The sequence below is a fragment of the Pseudomonas sp. S1(2024) genome (genome assembly GCF_046557535.1).
In genome coordinates, this window is the sequence record NZ_JBKGFP010000034.1 from 58116 (window position 1) to 75768 (window position 17653).

The 17653-nt window shown below is 64.1% G+C and carries 13 protein-coding genes and 1 pseudogene; 5 read left to right on the forward strand and 9 right to left on the reverse strand.

The features are described 5' to 3' along the window. Window positions 1-76: 76 nt before the first annotated feature. Window positions 77-1918: a dihydroxy-acid dehydratase gene (gene ilvD, locus ACLCGK_RS10210; protein WP_025340988.1), complete on the forward strand. Its 1842-nt coding sequence runs from the start codon at window positions 77-79 to the stop codon at window positions 1916-1918. Window positions 1919-1988: 70 nt separating this feature from the next. Here the strand turns inward: ilvD and ACLCGK_RS10215 are convergent, their stop codons facing one another. Further along, window positions 1989-2843: a LysR family transcriptional regulator gene (locus tag ACLCGK_RS10215; RefSeq protein ID WP_410951930.1), complete on the reverse strand. Its 855-nt coding sequence runs from the start codon at window positions 2841-2843 to the stop codon at window positions 1989-1991. Window positions 2844-2982: 139 nt separating this feature from the next. Between ACLCGK_RS10215 and ACLCGK_RS10220 the strand changes: the two genes are divergently transcribed. Further along, on the forward strand, window positions 2983-3651 hold the full coding sequence (locus ACLCGK_RS10220) for an FMN-dependent NADH-azoreductase (protein ID WP_015272171.1): 669 nt from the start codon (window positions 2983-2985) through the stop codon (window positions 3649-3651). Window positions 3652-3660: 9 nt separating this feature from the next. Here the strand turns inward: ACLCGK_RS10220 and ACLCGK_RS10225 are convergent, their stop codons facing one another. Next, window positions 3661-4716: a haloacid dehalogenase-like hydrolase gene (locus tag ACLCGK_RS10225; protein WP_410951931.1), complete on the reverse strand. Its 1056-nt coding sequence runs from the start codon at window positions 4714-4716 to the stop codon at window positions 3661-3663. Between the two features lie 244 nt (window positions 4717-4960). On the opposite strand from ACLCGK_RS10225, the gene ACLCGK_RS10230 reads away from it, so the two are divergent. Next, on the forward strand, window positions 4961-6352 hold the full coding sequence (locus tag ACLCGK_RS10230; protein WP_085691442.1) for an L-cystine transporter: 1392 nt from the start codon (window positions 4961-4963) through the stop codon (window positions 6350-6352). A 137-nt stretch (window positions 6353-6489) separates the two neighbouring features. Here ACLCGK_RS10230 and ACLCGK_RS10235 read toward each other — a convergent pair whose 3' ends face one another. Beyond that, a complete protein-coding gene (locus ACLCGK_RS10235) occupies window positions 6490-7005 on the reverse strand; it encodes a dihydrofolate reductase (protein ID WP_039612552.1) in 516 nt (171 codons plus the stop codon). Between the two features lie 54 nt (window positions 7006-7059). On the opposite strand from ACLCGK_RS10235, the gene ACLCGK_RS10240 reads away from it, so the two are divergent. Together ACLCGK_RS10240 and ACLCGK_RS10245 are read left to right on the forward strand one after the other, a co-directional pair. After that, on the forward strand, window positions 7060-8451 hold the full coding sequence (locus tag ACLCGK_RS10240) for a DUF2868 domain-containing protein (protein ID WP_024087865.1): 1392 nt from the start codon (window positions 7060-7062) through the stop codon (window positions 8449-8451). Continuing rightward, a complete protein-coding gene (locus tag ACLCGK_RS10245; RefSeq protein WP_410951932.1) occupies window positions 8444-9808 on the forward strand; it encodes a GTPase/DUF3482 domain-containing protein in 1365 nt (454 codons plus the stop codon). Before ACLCGK_RS10240 ends, ACLCGK_RS10245 begins: the two co-directional genes overlap by 8 nt. A gap of 109 nt (window positions 9809-9917) precedes the next feature. Here the strand turns inward: ACLCGK_RS10245 and ACLCGK_RS10250 are convergent, their stop codons facing one another. The 6 genes and pseudogenes from ACLCGK_RS10250 to ACLCGK_RS10275 all read right to left on the reverse strand — a co-directional run bounded on the left by ACLCGK_RS10250 (window position 9918) and on the right by ACLCGK_RS10275 (window position 17600). Further along, window positions 9918-10466: a phosphonate degradation HD-domain oxygenase gene (locus ACLCGK_RS10250; protein ID WP_410951933.1), complete on the reverse strand. Its 549-nt coding sequence runs from the start codon at window positions 10464-10466 to the stop codon at window positions 9918-9920. 133 nt (window positions 10467-10599) lie between these two features. Then, on the reverse strand, window positions 10600-11625 hold the full coding sequence (locus tag ACLCGK_RS10255) for a putative 2-aminoethylphosphonate ABC transporter substrate-binding protein (protein WP_085592463.1): 1026 nt from the start codon (window positions 11623-11625) through the stop codon (window positions 10600-10602). An 18-nt stretch (window positions 11626-11643) separates the two neighbouring features. Then, on the reverse strand, window positions 11644-13368 hold the full coding sequence (locus tag ACLCGK_RS10260; protein ID WP_410951934.1) for a putative 2-aminoethylphosphonate ABC transporter permease subunit: 1725 nt from the start codon (window positions 13366-13368) through the stop codon (window positions 11644-11646). 1 nt (window position 13369) lies between these two features. Beyond that, complete coding sequence (locus tag ACLCGK_RS10265; protein ID WP_367245092.1) at window positions 13370-14428, reverse strand: putative 2-aminoethylphosphonate ABC transporter ATP-binding protein; 1059 nt, start codon at window positions 14426-14428, stop codon at window positions 13370-13372. Window positions 14429-14552: 124 nt separating this feature from the next. After that, window positions 14553-15377: pseudogene (locus ACLCGK_RS10270) on the reverse strand (LysR substrate-binding domain-containing protein); the annotation flags it as partial. Window positions 15378-15386: 9 nt separating this feature from the next. Then, entirely contained in the window at window positions 15387-17600 is a 2214-nt protein-coding gene (locus tag ACLCGK_RS10275; protein WP_410951935.1) for a heavy metal translocating P-type ATPase, read from the reverse strand. Window positions 17601-17653: the final 53 nt, after the last annotated feature.

The window sequence follows — 17653 nt, forward strand, 5'->3', positions numbered from 1 at the left end:
AACCGGCCTGCGGTACAAAGGACAAGAGAAGCTCACTCCCCTTTTTGTGACCTGATTAAGCCGCCAGGAGTGTTTCATGCCTGATTATCGTTCCAAGACTTCCACCCAAGGCCGCAACATGGCCGGCGCCCGTGCCCTGTGGCGCGCCACCGGGATGAAGGACGAAGATTTCAAGAAACCGATCATCGCCATCGCCAACTCGTTCACCCAGTTTGTCCCGGGCCACGTGCACCTGAAGGACCTGGGCCAGCTGGTCGCCCGCGAAATCGAACGCGCCGGTGGCGTGGCCAAGGAATTCAACACCATCGCGGTCGATGACGGCATCGCCATGGGCCACGACGGCATGCTCTACTCGCTGCCAAGCCGCGAGATCATCGCCGACGCCGTGGAGTACATGGTCAACGCCCATTGCGCCGACGCCATCGTGTGCATCTCCAACTGCGACAAGATCACCCCCGGCATGCTGATGGCCGCCCTGCGCCTGAACATCCCGGTAATATTCGTCTCCGGCGGCCCGATGGAAGCCGGCAAGACCAAGCTGGCCAGCCACGGCCTGGACCTGGTCGACGCCATGGTCATTGCCGCCGACTCCTCGGCTTCCGACGAAAAAGTCGCCGAATACGAGCGCAGCGCCTGCCCGACTTGCGGTTCGTGCTCCGGCATGTTCACCGCCAACTCGATGAACTGCCTGACCGAAGCCCTGGGCCTGGCCCTGCCGGGCAACGGTTCGACCCTGGCCACCCACGCCGACCGCGAGCAGTTGTTCCTCACTGCCGGCCGCACCATCGTCGAGCTGTGCAAGCGCTACTACGGCGAGAACGATGAGTCGGTACTGCCGCGCAACATCGCCAACTTCAAGGCGTTCGAGAACGCCATGATGCTCGACATCGCCATGGGCGGCTCGACCAACACCATCCTGCACCTGCTGGCTGCCGCCCAGGAAGCCGAGGTGGCGTTCGACCTGCGCGACATCGACCGCCTGTCGCGCAAGGTGCCGCAGCTGTGCAAGGTTGCGCCGAACATCCAGAAATATCACATGGAAGACGTGCACCGTGCCGGCGGCATCTTCAGCATCCTCGGCTCGCTGGCCCGTGGCGGCCTGCTGCACACCGACCTGCCGACCGTGCACAGCCGCAGCATGGAAGAAGCCATCGCCAAGTGGGACATCACCCAGACCGATGACGAAGCCGTGCACACCTTCTTCAAGGCCGGCCCTGCCGGCATCCCGACCCAGACGGCATTCAGCCAGTCGACCCGTTGGGAATCCCTGGATGACGACCGTGAGAACGGCTGCATCCGCAGTGTCGAGCACGCCTATTCGCAGGAAGGCGGCCTGGCCGTGCTGTACGGCAACATCGCGCTGGATGGCTGCGTGGTGAAAACCGCCGGTGTCGACGAGTCGATCCTGGTGTTCGAAGGCACCGCGAAGATCTTCGAGAGCCAGGACAGCGCCGTACGCGGCATCCTCGCCGACGAAGTGAAGGCCGGCGACATCGTGATCATCCGCTACGAAGGCCCGAAAGGTGGCCCGGGCATGCAGGAAATGCTGTACCCGACCTCGTACCTCAAGTCCAAGGGACTGGGCAAGGCTTGCGCCCTGCTCACCGACGGCCGCTTCTCGGGCGGCACCTCGGGCCTGTCGATCGGCCACGCCTCGCCGGAAGCCGCCGCTGGCGGTGCAATCGGCCTGGTGCGCGACGGCGACAAGGTGCTGATCGACATCCCGAATCGTTCGATCAACCTGCAGGTCAGCGATGAAGAGCTGGCTGAGCGCCGTGTCGAACAGGACAAGAAAGGCTGGAAACCGGCTGAAGTACGCCCACGCAAGGTGACCACCGCGCTGAAGGCCTACGCCCTGCTGGCGACCAGTGCCGACAAGGGTGCTGTGCGTAACAAGGCGATGCTGGAAGGGTTGTAAGGCTTTCTGGCGTTTGAAAAAGCCGGCGCCTTGTGCGCCGGCTTTTTTATGGCGCTAGAGAAATGCTGAGTCAAAGCTCCCCCCTCGAAGCACATTGGCGCAATTGCGCCAGCAGCAGGGCAACTGAGCGCTTCGGCTTCGCCACCGAGGTCAAAATGAACTGCGCTAGAGGAAGGGATGGCAGCGTTGGCACTTCCTGTAAACCTGAAGCCAGTGCAGACGATCGGGTGATTGGCGTTACACCCAGCCCACCGCTGACAGCGGTCATCAGCCCACCGGCACTTGGGCTCTGGCAAACGATCCGCCATTGTCGCCCCGCACGCGCCAGGGCTTCGATGGCTGCAGCACGATATGGGCATTGATCGGAAAACACCGCCAAGGGTATCGGGGCAGTTGCATCATCGGGGTTCACTGCAACCGGCCCTGTCGCCCAGACCAACGGCTCGGACCAAAGCAGTTCGCCTCGGTCCTCATCGCCGCAGCTGCTTCCCAATACGATATCGAGCCCACCCGATTGCAGAAGGGCAAGCAGATCACCGGTCAGGCCGACTTTCAGGGAGATCTCTGCATCGGGATGTGTCACCGAGAATCGACGCAGACAGTCGATGATGGGCGGTTTCACCACCTCCTCGCTCAACCCGACAAACACTGTACCTGACACCCGACGGCCTGCGCCAAGGCTCGCGCGAGCATCATCATGCAACGCCAGGATAGTGCGGGCATAACCTGCCAGCCGGGCGCCCGCTGGCGTCAGGCTGACCGAACGGGTCGTGCGCTCCAGCAATTTGTGCCCAGCTTCACTCTCCAGCCGCCTGATGTGAGCGCTGATCGCCGACTGCGTTAGATGCAGCCTCTGCGCCGCGCGCGTGAAACCACCGTTGTCGGCAACGGCAAGCAAGCTACGCAAAAGCACAGTATCGAACACAGATTAATCACCTATCTCACTCAATATGCAGAGCATACGTCATTTCTATAAACAATCATTCTGAATCAGACTTTGCGCCAAGCACCTGTGCAGTCGAACGCCAGGGGAAGTGTCACCAACGCTGCCAAGGAGAAGCCCAATGGTTGAACGTATCTTGTATGTTTGTGCCTCACCGAGAGGAGAGCGGTCCGTTTCCACTCAGATTGCAGAAGTGTTCCTGACGGCATTGGCCGAGCGCAAAGCCGTGGAGATTGACTGCCTTGATCCTTGGGAATGCGAGCTCCCCGAAGTGGATGGCGCTTTGCTCGCGGCAAAGTACGCAGGGCTTGCCGATGCCCCACTGTCAACCGCCCAGGCTGCAGCATGGGGGCAGATCAAGGCACTCGCTGAACGGTTCCACCGGGCTGATACCTTGGTGTTCAGCGTACCGCTGTGGAATTTCGGCATCCCGTACAAGCTCAAGCATCTGATCGACGCAATTTCGCACAAAGGCGTCCTGTTCACCTTCGATGAGCAAGGGTTGAATGGCATGCTGGGCGGACGTCGAGCTGTTGCAATCTACTCCCGTGGACTTGGTTACGGCTCTGACTCACAGACACCCGACCAGGCTTTTGGACTGGAAAAACCCTTCATCGATACGTGGTTCCGCTTCGTCGGGATTAACCAGGTGCACAGTGTCGTGGTCGAACAGACGCTTGGCCCGGTGGGGGCCAGCGTCCGTGCAAGCGCCATCGAAGCAGTGACCTTGTTGGCACAGAACATCGATCAGGAAGCGGCCCGGACTCTCATCGTGGGCCGCAACGGCTGACAGGCCTCGTTACTGGATCTGCTCCGGTGTCACGATCACCCAGTTCTTGTCGGCGGTCACTGGCAGCCCTTCCTTGGCCTGCGCCGCAGCATTCCTGGCAATCATCCCGTTCAGCTGGTCCATGTACTTGGCCTTGCGATTTATCCACAGGTGAATGCCGCCCTTGCCCACATCCACGCCATGGAATTGCATGTAGCCATCACTGGTCGGCGTATCGCCGCCGACCAGCACCGGCTTTTTCCACTCATCGATATAGGTGAGGATCGCCGCCTGCTTGCCCGCCATCCAGGTGGCCGGAGTCCACAGGTACGGGGTCAGCTCCAGCCCCACGTTGGCCTTGGCATCATAGTGCCCGGCGCTGATCTGCTTGCGCGCGGTGGTCAACTGGCCGCTGGCGCGGTCCTTCAGCAACAGGCTCACGCCAATCACATTCTGCGGCTTCACGTTGTAGCCGTACTTGGGGTCCGACGCGACCATGCGCACCAGCTCCTCGGAAGCAGCGGAAATCACATAGACCTCGATACCGTTCTCCATGAGCTTGTTGTACAGCTCGGCCTGGCCCTTGAAGACCTTGGGGGGCTGTACCTCGATGGTCTTGACCTGATCGCCTTCGTAATAGGTACTGGGGATCGGCTTGCCGGAGGCCATCAGCTCATCCACCTGCACTTTCAGCTCCTGTAGGGTAAAGCCGGAGAACACCTGGGCCACCCACGGGTAGCAGACCATGTCATCGACTTCGCACAGCCGGTAGTAGTAACTGAACAGGCTTTCCTTATGTTCGGCGGTGTCCTTGAACGGCATCAGCTTCAACGACGGGTCGAGCTTGTCACGGCTCAACAGGCCCTTGTTTTCCATGAAAGGCAGCAAGGCCTCTTCAAGATCGTAGCGGTAGCTGGTGTTGTCCATATCGAACACCGCGTAGTTACCCTTGTTGGCATTGGCGGCGATCATGCTGTCGAGCTGCTTGGCCGCCTCGGCGGGCCAGTGTTTGAGCTCGGTGGCGAAGGTTTCGATACTGAACAACAGGGACAGGCCGACGGCGACGGCTTTCGGAGCAAACTTCATGTACGAATCTCCTGAAATGACCCAGAAACGCTAGTGCAACAATCTCCGCTGGCAGCCCTCGATAACGACCTCCATGCAGCTGCAAACGCCGCGTTCATTGCAATCCGCGACACATCGTTATTCCATAAACGACTATCCACATTCCATTTGGGTATAAATTCGTTTGTTTTCAGGCTGTTAGCATTTCCGTTCGCAATCGCTCACAGGGGCGATGCCTCTTCTGCTTTTTACTGCTGGAGCTTCAATGAACCTGCCGCTGTCCCTTAACCTGCTGGCGTTCCTGGCCCTGTTGCTGGGCCTGGCACAAACCCGCCGCACCGACTGGAGCCTGGCCAGGAAAGTATTGCTGGGCCTGGTGCTGGGCGTAGTGTTCGGCCTGATCCTGCATACCGTCTATGGCGCGGGCCACCCTGTGCTCAAGGCCACCATCGCCTGGCTCGATCTGGTCGGCAACGGCTACGTCGGCTTGCTGCAGATGATCGTCATGCCGCTGATCTTCGCCTCGATCCTCAGTGCCGTGGCGCGCCTGCACAATGCCTCGTCGTTGGGCCGCATCAGTGTGCTGAGCATCGGCACCCTGCTGCTGACCACCGCCATCGCTGCGTTGATCGGCATCGTCCTGACCAACCTGTTCGGCCTCAGCGCCGAAGGCCTGGTGGCCGGCGCCCAGGAAAGCGCGCGCATGCAGGTTATCCACAGCGACTACGCCGGCAAGGTCGCCGATCTCAACATTCCGCAACTGCTGCTGTCGTTCATCCCCAGCAACCCGGTAGGTGACTTGGCACGGGCCAAGCCGACCTCGATCATCAGCGTGGTGATCTTTGCCGTGTTCCTCGGCCTGGCCGCGCTGCAGTTGATCAAGGACGATGCCGAGAAAGGCGAACGCGCGCTGTCGGCCATCGACACCCTGCAGGCCTGGGTGATGCGCCTGGTGCGGGTGGTAATGAAGTTGACCCCGTATGGCGTACTGGCGCTGATGACCAAGGTGGTGGCCAGCTCGAACATGGAAGACATCCTCAAGCTGGGCAGCTTCGTGGTGGTGTCGTACCTGGGCCTGGCGCTGATGTTCGTGGTGCACGGCGTTATCCTCGCCGCTACCGGCGTGAGCCCGCTGCGCTTCTTCCGCAAGGTGTGGCCGGTGCTGACCTTCGCCTTCACCAGCCGCTCCAGCGCCGCCAGCATTCCGCTGAACATCGAAGCGCAAACCCGCCGCCTGGGCGTACCGCAGTCGATTGCCAGCTTCAGCGCATCGTTCGGTACCACCATTGGCCAGAACGGCTGCGCCGGGCTCTATCCCGCGATGCTGGCGGTGATGGTGGCGCCGGCGGTGGGCATCGATACCTTCGACCCGCTGTGGATCGCCACCCTGGTGGCCATCGTCACCCTGAGTTCGGCAGGTGTTGCCGGCGTAGGTGGCGGTGCAACTTTCGCCGCGCTGATCGTGCTGCCGGCCATGGGCTTGCCGGTGGAACTGGTGGCGTTGCTGATTTCGGTGGAGCCGCTGATCGACATGGGCCGCACGGCGTTGAACGTGAACGGTTCGATGACCGCAGGGGTGGTGACCAGCCAACTGCTGAAAGAGACCGACAAGGATGTGCTGGCTGGCGATGAACATGCCGAGCTGAGTCATTCCTGATAGATTGCCGGGGGCGCGTTGCGCCCCTGTCGCGACACAAGGCCGCTCCTACAACGGACCGCGCATGTCTGTCTTGCGCGGCCCCCTGTAGGAGCGGCCTTGTGTCGCGATAGGGCTGCAAGGCAGCCCCGGCAATCTCAAACCTTGTCCCAGACCTCGAAATGATACCCAGGCTTGCCTTCCTCAGCCTGCGCCTCGCTCGATACCCGCTTCCACTGCCCCCGATCGAACTCAGGGAACCACGCATCCCCTTCCGGCGACAACTCGACTCGCGTCAGGTACATGCGGCTGACCAACCCTTTCTCCAGCGCCTGCCCATACAGCTGCGCCCCGCCAATCAGCATAAGCTCATCAACGCCCTGCTCACGCGCCCACTGCTCGGCCCGCACCAGCGCCTCTTCCAACGAGCCGAACACCTCGGCCCCCGCCAGTTCCAGCCCTGCCTGCCGGCTGACGACGATATTCAACCGCCCGGGCAATGGCCTGCCCAGCGAGTCCCAGGTCTTGCGCCCCATGATGATCGGCTTGCCCAGGGTAGTGGCCTTGAAGTACTTGAAGTCCCCCGGCAGATGCCAGGGCATGGAGTTGTCGATGCCGATCACGCGGTTCTCGGCGTGAGCCGCGATCAGGCTGAGGGGGAGTGATGTATTCATGCCAGCGAGGATAGCACCGGGCGTGTGGGTTATGCTTCTGCCCTGACCTGTGCAATGGAAGACCTTGTGACTGCACCCACTTCACTGGACAAGCGCTGGCTCACCGAAGCGGTACGCCTGCGCGAGGAACATGCCGGCCCCCTGGAGGACCAGGAAGCCAACCGCCGCGCCCGCCAGGCAGGCGGTGACCTGGCGGCCCGCATCGAAACCCGTGCCCTGTTCCTGGCCGAACGCGACGGCATCACCACCGCCCTGCGCCACTGGAAACAGGGCGCACGCCTGGCGCTGCTGGCCTTGCTGGTGCTGGCCGTGCTCAGCGGCGCAGGGTTGGCCCTGGCCGCCTTGAGCGACGGGCAGCGCCCGGTGAATGTGTTCTGGGCCCTCGGCAGCCTGCTCGGGCTGAACCTGCTGATGCTGCTGGGCTGGGCCATCGGCTTTGCCCTGAGCGGCGAGCATGGCGCGGGGCTGGGCCGTTTGTGGCTGTGGCTGAGCGAACGCTTTGCCCGTGACGCCAAGGCCGCGCACCTGGCACCGGCGCTGCTGGTGCTGCTGCAACGTCAACGCCTCAACCGCTGGCTGCTCGGCCTGCTGGTGCATGGCCTGTGGCTGCTGGCGATGATCACCGCGCTGGGCATGCTGCTGGCCTTGCTGGCGACCCGGCGCTATGGCTTTGTCTGGGAGACCACCCTGCTCGCCGCCGACCCGTTCATCCACCTGACCCAGGCCTTGGGCGCGCTGCCCTCGTTGCTGGGCTTCACGGTACCCGACGAGGCCATGATCCGCGCCAGCGGCGACAGCCAGCCGGCCCTGGACCTGGCGCGCCAGGCCTGGGCCAGCTGGCTGCTTGGCGTGGTGCTGGTGTACGGCCTGCTTCCGCGCCTACTGTTGGCCGGGCTGTGCCTGTGGCGATGGCGTCAAGGCCGCCAACGCCTGGCGCTGGACCTCAGCCTGCCCGGCTACGCGCAGCTGCGTGAAGCGCTGATGCCGCGCAGCGAACGCATCGGCGTCCAGGATGCCGCGCCCGAGGCCTTGCCGCAGTTTGCCGCTGGCCAGCTGGAAAGCGGCAGCAGCGGTGCCCTGCTGGTCGGCCTGGAACTGGACGACCAGCACCCCTGGCCACCCGCGCTGCCAAAAAGCGTAACCAGTGCCGGCGTGCTCGACAGCCGCGAATCGCGTAACCGCCTGCTGGAACAGCTCAGCCGTTTCCCGCCAGCACGCCTGGCCATCGCTTGCGACCCGCGCCGCTCTCCCGATCGTGGCAGCCTGGCGTTGCTCGCCGAACTGGCACGCAACGCCGGTGCCACCCGTATATGGCTACTGCAGGCCGCACCGGGCGAGGCCCTGGACGCCCAGCGCCTGGGCGACTGGCACGAAGCCCTCGACCGCCTTGGTCTGGCGCATGCCGATACCTCGCCGCTGACCTGGCTGGAGCATGGCCATGACTGAGCCGCTGAAACTGGCCGTGGTCGGCCACACCAACGTCGGCAAGACCTCGCTGCTGCGCACCCTGACCCGTGACGTCGGCTTTGGCGAAGTTTCCCACCGCCCCAGCACCACCCGCCATGTGGAAGGTGCGCGGCTGTCGGTGGATGGCGAACCTTTGCTCGAGTTGTATGACACCCCGGGCCTGGAAGACGCCATCGCCCTGCTCGACTATCTCGAACGCCTGGAGCGCCCGGGCGAGCGCCTGGACGGCCCGGCCCGCCTCGATCGCTTTCTACAAGGCAGCGAGGCACGTCAGCGTTTCGAGCAGGAGGCCAAGGTGCTACGCCAGCTGCTGGCCAGCAATGCCGGCTTGTATGTGATCGACGCCCGCGAACCAGTGCTGGCCAAATACCGCGACGAACTGGAAGTGCTGGCCAGCTGCGGCAAGCCGCTGCTACCGGTGCTCAATTTCGTCGCCAGCCATCAGCACCGCGAGCCGCAATGGCGTGAAGCCCTTGCCAGGCTTGGGCTTCACGCGTTGGTGCGGTTCGACAGCGTGGCCCCGCCAGAGGATGGCGAGCGCCGGTTGTACGAAAGCCTGGCCCTGCTGCTGGAAGACGCCCGCCCGGCCCTGCAGCGGCTGATCGACGACCAGCAGGCACAGCGCCTGGCACGCCGCCACAGCGGCAAGCGCCTGATTGCCGAGCTGCTGCTGGACTGCGCCGCCTGCCGGCGCAGCGTCGAGGCCGAGCCGGCTGCCGAAGCCCGGGCCATCGAGGCATTGCGGCAAGAGGTGCGCCAGCGCGAGCAGCGCTGTGTCGAGGCACTGCTCAAGCTGTATGCCTTCCGCCGCGAGGACGCCCATGCCAGCGACCTGCCGTTGCTGGATGGCCGTTGGGGCGATGACCTCTTCAATCCCGAAACCTTGAAGCTGCTGGGCGTGCGCTTGGGCAGCGGTGTGGCCGCCGGTGCTGCGGCGGGTGCCGGGGTGGACCTGCTGGTCGGCGGCCTGACACTGGGGGCTGCCGCCCTGGCCGGGGCAATTGCCGGCGGCGCGCTGCAGACGGCGCGCAACTATGGGTCGCGGCTGATGGGCAAGCTCAAGGGCAAGCGCGAGCTGACGGTGGACGATACGGTGTTGCGCCTGCTGGCGTTGCGTCAGCAGCAGTTGATGGTGGCGCTGGAAAACCGCGGGCACGCGGCGCAGGACAGCATTCGGCTGGGGGAGCTGGATGAGAAGGCCTGGCGGGAGGGCAAGTTGCCGGAGGCGCTGAGCAAGGCGCGGGCGCATCCGCAGTGGTCCACCCTGAACCCTGGGGCGAAGCTGAACCAGGCTGAGCGGCAGGAACAGCTGGAGGCGCTGGTTTCACAGTTTTGATCAAGCAGGTCTGGCCTCTTCGCGGGCATGCCCGCTCCCACAGGGTTTGCGCGTGGTACTTGTGGGAGCGGGCGTGCCCGCGAAGAGGCCGGCACAGGCAGCCCATCTCTCAAAGCAGTGCCAAAGCCCTCTGCTTCAACCCATCCAGATCAACCACCGGCACCCCAATCTCCTTGGCCATTTCATCCCACTCCCTCATCCGCAAGCTCACCTCGAACAGCGGATCCCGCTCGAACACATCCGCCTCGTCCTCGCTCATCACGCCCCCCTGATACTCCAAAGTCCGCCGGCTCGCTTCACTCAACCGCTGGTAATACCCAGGCTGGCGCAAAGTCAGGTAGCGCTTGGCCTCCACGTGATACTGCACCAGCCGCGCCATGCGTTCGCCGAAGCCACAGCGGCGTAAATACTCGGCGCCGATGCGCTCATGGCTGACCACGCCATAGCCGCCCATGCTGGCGTCACCGCCGCACAGGTGGCCGATGTCGTGGAAGAACGCCGCCAGCACCACTTCGTCGTCGAAGCCTTCGGCCATGGCCAGTTGCGCGGCCTGGGACATGTGTTCGAGCTGGGTGATGGCTTCGCCGATGTAGTCGTCACTGCCGTGGCGTTCGTACAGCGCGAAGGTGCTGTCGATGATCTGGGCTGGGGTGGGCATCACTGTTTATTCCTGGCTGGATTGCAGCAGTGGCTTCTTCGCGGGCATGCCCGCTCCCACAAAGATCGCACACAGCTGAAGGACTGCGCGGTACCTGTGGGAGCGGGCGCGCCCGCGAAGAGGCCGGTGCAGGTTACTGCTGAGCCACCTTCTCCGACTTGCCGTCATAGCGCTTGCGCCACTCGGCCAGGATCTGGTCACGGTTCTTCGAGGCCCAGGCAAAGTCGTTCTTGATCAGGCGCTGTTCATAGTCCGCCGGCAGTTCGGTCTGCGGCTTGGCAATACCCGGGGCAGCCAGCACGGCGAAGTTCTCCTTGTACAGCTCCATGGCCGCCGGGCTTGCCGAGAAATCAGCCAGGCGCTTGGCCGCATCCGCTTTTGGCGAACCTTTGATCACCGCAGTCGCCTCGATCTCCCAGCCCAGGCCTTCCTTCGGCAGCACGATGTCCAGCGGCGCGCCCTGGCGCTTGAGCTGCACGGCCGGGTACTCGAACGAGATACCGATCGGGAATTCACCCGCTGCGGCAAGCTTGCACGGCTTGGAACCGGAATGAACGTACTGGCCGATGTTCTGGTGCAGTGCATCCATGTACGCCCAACCCTGTGGCTCGCCAAAGGTCTGCAGCCAGGCACTGACATCCAGGAAGCCGGTGCCGGACGAAGCCGGGTTCGGCATGACGATCTTGCCCTTGTACTCGGGCTTGGTCAGGTCCTGCCAGCTCACCGGCTTGCTCAGGCCCTGCTTCTCGGCCTCGATGGTATTGAAGCAGATGGTCGCGGCCCACACGTCCATACCGACCCAGGCTGGCGGGTTGGCAGCATCGCGGTAGTTGGCGGCAATCTTGCCCAGGTCCTTCGGTGCGTAGGCTTCGAGCATGCCGTTCTGGTCGAGGATAGCCAGGCTGGAAGCAGCCAGGCCCCACACTGCGTCGGCTTGCGGGCGGTCTTTCTCGGCCAGCAGCTTGGCGGTGATGATGCCGGTAGAGTCACGAACCCACTTGATCTCGATGTCCGGGTTGGCCTTCTCGAAGGCCTGCTTGTAGCTCTTCAGCTGTTCGGCTTCCAGGGCGGTGTAGACCGTCAGCTGGGTGCCAGCGGCCGAAGCCTGCAGGCTGAACACGGCGGAAACGGCAGCAGCAAGTGCAAGGTGCTTGTACATGGGTAGGTTCCTTACAGGTCAGACGGTCGCGGCGCGTTGGCGCCAGGCTTGGGAGCGGCGCAGCAGGCCGCGTGAGGCTGCAGCCAGCAGCAGTGAAGCGCCGGCACTGGTCAGCAGGATCAGGGTGGACATGGCGGCGGCACCACCGACGTTGCCGGCATCGTCCATGTTCAGCACGGCGACGGCAGCCAGGATGGTGTCGGGGCTGTACAGGAAGATCGCCGCCGACACGGTGGTCATCGCCGATACGAACAGGTAGCGAATGATGTCCAGCAGCGCCGGCAGGCAGATCGGCACAGTCACCCGCAGGAAGTGCCTGTACAGCGGCGCCTTCAGCGACAGCGCGGCGGCCTCGAACTCGCCGTCGAGCTGGCGCAGGGCGGTGGTCGCGGTCATCTGCGCGGTGGTCAGGTAGTGAGCGATGGTGCACACCACCAGCAACCCCATGCCGCCATAGAACACATGCAGCGGGTTGCCGTTCAGGTTGAAGAAGAATACGTAGCCCAGGCCCAGCACCAGGCCCGGCACGGCCATGGGGATGAAGCTGAGCAGGCGCAGCGCCTGGTTGAGCAGGCGTTGGCCCTGGGTCTTCTCCATCAGGTAGGCGCCGGTGAAGATCACGATGCTGCCGATCAGCGCGGTGCCGATGGCCATGGTCACGCTGTTGCGGTAGGCCAGCCAGCCACCACCGGCGGTGTCCTCGAACATGTAGTGACGCAGCGACAACGACAGGTTGTAGGGCCAGAACGTGACCAGCGACGAATACACCGCCATGCCGATCACCAACAGCAATGCCGCGCACACCAGCAGCACGATCGCCAGGAAGCAGGCATCACGGCCCCGCGACGGCTTGGGCTCGAACACCTGGGCACGGCCGCTCATGGCCTCGCCCTCGCGCCGACGTAGCCAGGCATCGACGGTAAAGCTGAACAGCGCCGGCAACAGCAGCACCATGCCGATCAGCGCGCCGCGGCCGAACTGCTGCTGGCCGACCACCGCCTTGTAGGCTTCCAGCGCCAGCACCTGATAGTCGCCGCCGACCACGACCGGTACACCGAAGTCGGTGATGGTCAGGGTAAATACCAGGCAGAACGCCGCGAATACTGCCTGGCGCGTGGCCGGCCAGGTGATGCTGGTGAACGCTCGCCAAGGGCCGGCACCCATGCTGGACGCTGCGTCGAACAGGCGTGCATCGGCCAGCGATAGCGCCGACAGCAGGATCATCAGGGCATGCGGGAAGGTGTAGATGGCCTCGCCCAGCACAATGCCCCAGAAGCCATAGATGTTGTCGCTGAGCAACCCGCGCAGCAGCCCCTGGTTACCGAACAGGTAGACCAGGGCGATGGCCGGCAGCATCGACGGCGCCAACAGCGGCAGCAGCGAAATCCCCCGCCACAGACCTTTGGCCGGAATCAACGTGCGTTGCAGGGCATAGGCGAACAGGTAGGCCAGCGGCACCACGATGGCTGCCACCGTGAAGGCCACCGACAGGCTGTTGCCCAGCAGCCAGTGGAAGTTTTCACTGGCGAACAGTTCGCGGGCCGCCAGCAGGCCGCCACCCTGGCCCGCTTCTGCGCTGAAGCCGCGCCAGAAGATCGCCAGCAGCGGCATCAGCACCGCCAGCACCAGAAGGATCAGCAGCAGGCTCTTGCCGCCGACGACGAACAACCGGTCGCCCAGGGCGACGCCAGCACGCGGCGTGGCCTTGGCCTGGCTCAGCGGCAGGGACATTGGCGCGGCCATCTCAGGCAAACACCTGCAGGCTCTGCGGCGGCAGCGCCACCCAGATGTCCTGCGAGCCCAGCCGCGGCATGGCCTCGGGAGCCAGTTCCGCCAGCAGTGCATGGCCAGGCAGCGCCTTGAGCTCGAAGCTCATGCGGCAGCGGTTACCGAGGAAGGTGATTTCACGAACCATGGCCGGGAACAGGTTTTCTTCGTGCACCGCCGGGTTGACCGTGATCGCCTCCGGGCGGCAGAACAGCCGACCGCTACTGGGTCGGGCTGAACCTGGTGCCAGACGCATGTTCATGCCACCGACCTGGGCATGGCTGTTACTGCTGCGCTGGAACGGCAACCAGTTGCCCTGGCCGACGAACTCGGCAACGAACGGCGTGGCCGGCTGGTCGTAGATTTCCTGCGGGGTGGCGTATTGCTCGACCTGGCCGTTGTTCATCACCGCAATGCGGTCGGCCATCAGCATGGCCTCGTCCTGGTTGTGGGTGACCATCAGCGTGGTGATACCCAGCTGGCGCTGCAGCTGGCGCAGTTCGGTGCACAGGTGCTCGCGCACCCGGGCATCCAGCGCCGACATCGGCTCGTCCAGCAGCAGCAACGACGGCGATGGTGCCAGCGCGCGGGCCAGGGCCACACGCTGCTGCTGGCCCCCGGAAAGCTGACCGGGGTATTTCTTCTCGCTGCCGGCCAGGCCCACCAGTTCGAGCATTTCGGCCACTCGCTGGCGAGCCTGTTCACGGCCGCTGCCAGTCAGGCCATAGGCGATGTTGGCTTCGACGGTAAGGTTGGGGAACAGCGCGTAGGACTGGAACAGGATGCCGTAGTCACGGGCCTGGGGTGGCAGCTCGGAGATATCGCGCTCGCCGATGTACAACGTACCGCGGTCCTGGCGCTCCAGGCCGGCGATGCAGCGCAGCAATGTGGTCTTGCCGCAGCCGGAAGGCCCGAGCAGGCACACCAGTTCGCCGGCGGCGATGTCCAGCGAGACATCATTCAGCGCCGTGAAGGCGCCGAAGCGCTTGTGGATGTTGCGCACTTTCATCTGTGCGCCGGGGGTGGTGTGGTTCATGGCAGGGCCTCATCGAAGAGATGGAGGCCATGCTAGGAAGGCTGTGCGAAGGTTCTGTGGCTTTAGGGCAAAAGCGGGTGATAGTGGTATAGGCAGATTTTGTAGTGGCCTTCAAGGGCCCTATCGCCGGCAACCGGGCCTGGCGCCGCTCCTTCAGGCAATACAGGTACTCATGCATCACCGGCGCGTTCTCCAGCGCCAGCACCCGCAACTCAGGGTTGTGCGGCACCTCGTGCCGGGCAATCACGCTGATGCCGATATTGCGCAGCACCGCCTCGCGGATCGATTCGCGGCTGCCAATCTCCAGCAACGCCCCGGCCTTCACCCCGGCCTCTTGCATCATCTGCTCGGTCAGCTTGCGTGTGGTCGAGCCCTTCTCGCGCATCAGCAGGCAATGCCCGGCCACCACGTCAATGGACACCGCCTGGCGGTGTGCCAACGGGTGGTTGCGATGCACCGCCACCACCAACGGGTCGGTCCCCAGCACCCGCCGCACCAGCCGAGCATCTTCCAGCAGTTGCGACGAAGCGGCGATATCCACCCGGTAGTCCTCGAGCATCTCCAGTACCTGCTGCGAGTTGCCGATTTCCACCGCCACTTCCACCTGCGGCAGGCGTTCGCGGTAGATCTTCACCAGGTCGAGGATGTAGTAAGGCGCCGTGGCCGCGATGCGCAGGCTGCCCTGTGCCTGGCCGCTGTTGCGCAGTTCGAACTCGATGTCGGCCTCCTGCTGCAGCAGTGCCTTGACCATCGGCAGCAGGCGCACGCCCTCCTCGCTCAGCACCAGGCGCCGCCCGCCGCGGTAGAACAGCTCCACCGCGTACTGGCTCTCCAGGTTGCGAATCTGCGTGGTCACCGTGGGCTGGCTGAGGCCGAGCTTCTTCGCCGCCAGGGTGATGCTGCCCAGGCGGGCCACCATGTAGAAGGCTTTAAGCTCAGAACTCAGCATGCACGTCCTCTATTTGCGCAACAGGCGCAAGCCGTTGAACACCACCAGCAGGCTCACGCCCATGTCGGCAAACACCGCCATCCACATGGTGGCCATGCCGGCAAAGGTGATCGCCAGGAATATCGCCTTGATGCCCAACGCCAGAACGATGTTCTGCATGAGGATCGCCGCACTTTGGCGCGACAGCCTGACGAAGGCCGGGATTTTCCGCAAGTCGTCGTCCATCAGCGCCACATCGGCGGTCTCGATGGCGGTGTCGGTACCGGCTGCCGCCATGGCAAAACCGATCTCGGCGCGGGCCAGCGCCGGGGCGTCGTTGATGCCGTCACCGACCATGCCCACCCGATGGCCCCGGGCGTACAGGGTTTCGATGCTCTTGAGCTTGTCGGCAGGCAGCAGGTTGCCTTCGGCACGGTCGATACCCACCACGGTGGCGATGGCCTGGGCGGTATGCGGATTGTCACCGGTCAGCATGACAGTCTTGATGCCCAGTTCATGCAGCTCGGCGATGGCCTGGCGACTGCTTTCCTTGACCGTGTCGGCCACCGCGAACAGCGCCAACGGGCCGGAGCGGTCGAGTAGCAGCACCACGGTCTTGCCCTGGCGCTCCAGCGCATCCAGCTGGGCTTCGAGCTCGGGCGAGCACAGCCCCAGCTCCTCGACCAGACGGTGGTTACCCAAGTGGTAAACCTCACCCGCGATGGTACCGCGCACGCCGCGCCCGGCCAGGGCGGCGAAGTCATCGACCTCGCTCAAAGCCAGGCCTTGCTCCTTGCCGAACTGGGCAATGGCGCGGGAAACCGGGTGGTCCGAACGCTCGCCCAGGCTGGCGGCCAGGGCTTGCGCGCGGCCTTCGAACAGCGGCTCCAGTACCTTGGCATCGGTCTGCACCGGCTTGCCGTGGGTGATGGTGCCGGTCTTGTCCAGAGCCAGGAAGTCCAGCTGGCGCCCGCCTTCCAGGTACACGCCACCCTTGATCAGGATGCCCTTGCGCGCGGCGGCAGCCAGGCCGCTGACGATGGTCACCGGGGTCGAGATCACCAGGGCACACGGGCAGGCCACCACCAGTAGCACCAGGGCGCGATAGACCCAGTCGAACCAGGCACCGGCCATGAACAGCGGCGGTATCACCGCAACGGCCAGGGCAATGGCAAACACCACTGGGGTGTAGATGCGCGAGAAGCGGTCGACGAAACGCTGGGTAGGCGCCCGCGCGCCTTGCGCTTCCTCGACGGCCTTGATGATCCGCGCCAGGGTCGATTGCCCGGCAGCAGCGGTAACGCGGAACTCCAGCGCCCCCGCCTGGTTGATGGTGCCGGCGAACAACTTGTCGCCCACGGTCTTCTCCACAGGCAGGCTTTCGCCGGTGATCGGCGCCTGATCGACGGTGGATTGCCCGCTGGTCACTTCACCGTCCAGGCCAATGCGTTCGCCGGGGCGTACCCGCACCAAGGCCCCGATGGCCACCTCCCGCACCTCCACTTCCCGCCACTGGCCATCGGCCTGGCGCACGGTAGCCATGTCCGGGGTGAGCTGCATCAGCCCACCAATGGCGTTGCGCGCGCGGTCCAGCGAGCGGGCTTCGATCAGCTCGGCGACGGTGAACAACACCATCACCATGGCCGCTTCCGGCCACTGGCCGGTCAGCACCGCGCCAGTCACGGCAATGCTCATCAGCGCATTGATGTTGAGGTTGCGGTTTTTCAGGGCGATCCAGCCCTTCCTGTAGGTACCCAGGCCACAGCCGAGGATCGCTGCCAGCGCCAGCGCCGCCACCACCCACTCCGGGGCCAGCGCGGCAAAGTGCACGATTTCGGCGGCGATCGCGGCAATACCGGACAGCGCCAGGGGCCACCAGCGGGTCTTGGCCACTTGCGGTGCGCTGGCAGTGCTATCGTCTTCGGCGCCAAGCGGCTCGGCTTTCATGCCCAGGCTGTCGATGGCCTGCTCGATTTCAGCAGTACCACCCAGGGTGTGGCGCACGCCAAGCACACGGTTGATCAGGTTGAACTCCAGCTGCTCAATACCGGCCAGCTTGCCCAGCTTGTCCTGGATCAGGGTCTGCTCGGTAGGGCAGTCCATGGCCTCGATGCGGAAACGGCTGAACTGGGCGTGGCTGCTGGCCTTTTCGCTCAGCTGGACCAACGCTGGCGTAGCAGCGCTGCCACAGCAGCTGTGGGCGTGGTGATCATGCTTGTGTTCGTGGCTGACAGGCTGGTTCATGGGGTCATCCTTAATTTGAGCCTGTTGCCAAGTGAACACCCTGTAGCCACTAT

Excerpts from the sequence above, each read along its gene's own strand:
- ACLCGK_RS10255 (WP_085592463.1), bottom strand. The coding sequence starts at position 11,625 with ATGTACAAGCACCTTGCACTTGCTGCTGCCGTTTCCGCCGTGTTCAGC.
- ilvD (WP_025340988.1), top strand. The coding sequence starts at position 77 with ATGCCTGATTATCGTTCCAAGACTTCCACCCAAGGCCGCAACATGGCC.
- ACLCGK_RS10245 (WP_410951932.1), top strand. The coding sequence starts at position 8,444 with ATGACTGAGCCGCTGAAACTGGCCGTGGTCGGCCACACCAACGTCGGC.
- ACLCGK_RS10230 (WP_085691442.1), top strand. The coding sequence starts at position 4,961 with ATGAACCTGCCGCTGTCCCTTAACCTGCTGGCGTTCCTGGCCCTGTTG.
- ACLCGK_RS10225 (WP_410951931.1), bottom strand. The coding sequence starts at position 4,716 with ATGAAGTTTGCTCCGAAAGCCGTCGCCGTCGGCCTGTCCCTGTTGTTC.
- ACLCGK_RS10220 (WP_015272171.1), top strand. The coding sequence starts at position 2,983 with ATGGTTGAACGTATCTTGTATGTTTGTGCCTCACCGAGAGGAGAGCGG.
- ACLCGK_RS10265 (WP_367245092.1), bottom strand. The coding sequence starts at position 14,428 with ATGAACCACACCACCCCCGGCGCACAGATGAAAGTGCGCAACATCCAC.
- ACLCGK_RS10250 (WP_410951933.1), bottom strand. The coding sequence starts at position 10,466 with ATGCCCACCCCAGCCCAGATCATCGACAGCACCTTCGCGCTGTACGAA.
- ACLCGK_RS10275 (WP_410951935.1), bottom strand. The coding sequence starts at position 17,600 with ATGAACCAGCCTGTCAGCCACGAACACAAGCATGATCACCACGCCCAC.
- ACLCGK_RS10240 (WP_024087865.1), top strand. The coding sequence starts at position 7,060 with ATGGAAGACCTTGTGACTGCACCCACTTCACTGGACAAGCGCTGGCTC.
- ACLCGK_RS10260 (WP_410951934.1), bottom strand. The coding sequence starts at position 13,368 with ATGGCCGCGCCAATGTCCCTGCCGCTGAGCCAGGCCAAGGCCACGCCG.
- ACLCGK_RS10235 (WP_039612552.1), bottom strand. The coding sequence starts at position 7,005 with ATGAATACATCACTCCCCCTCAGCCTGATCGCGGCTCACGCCGAGAAC.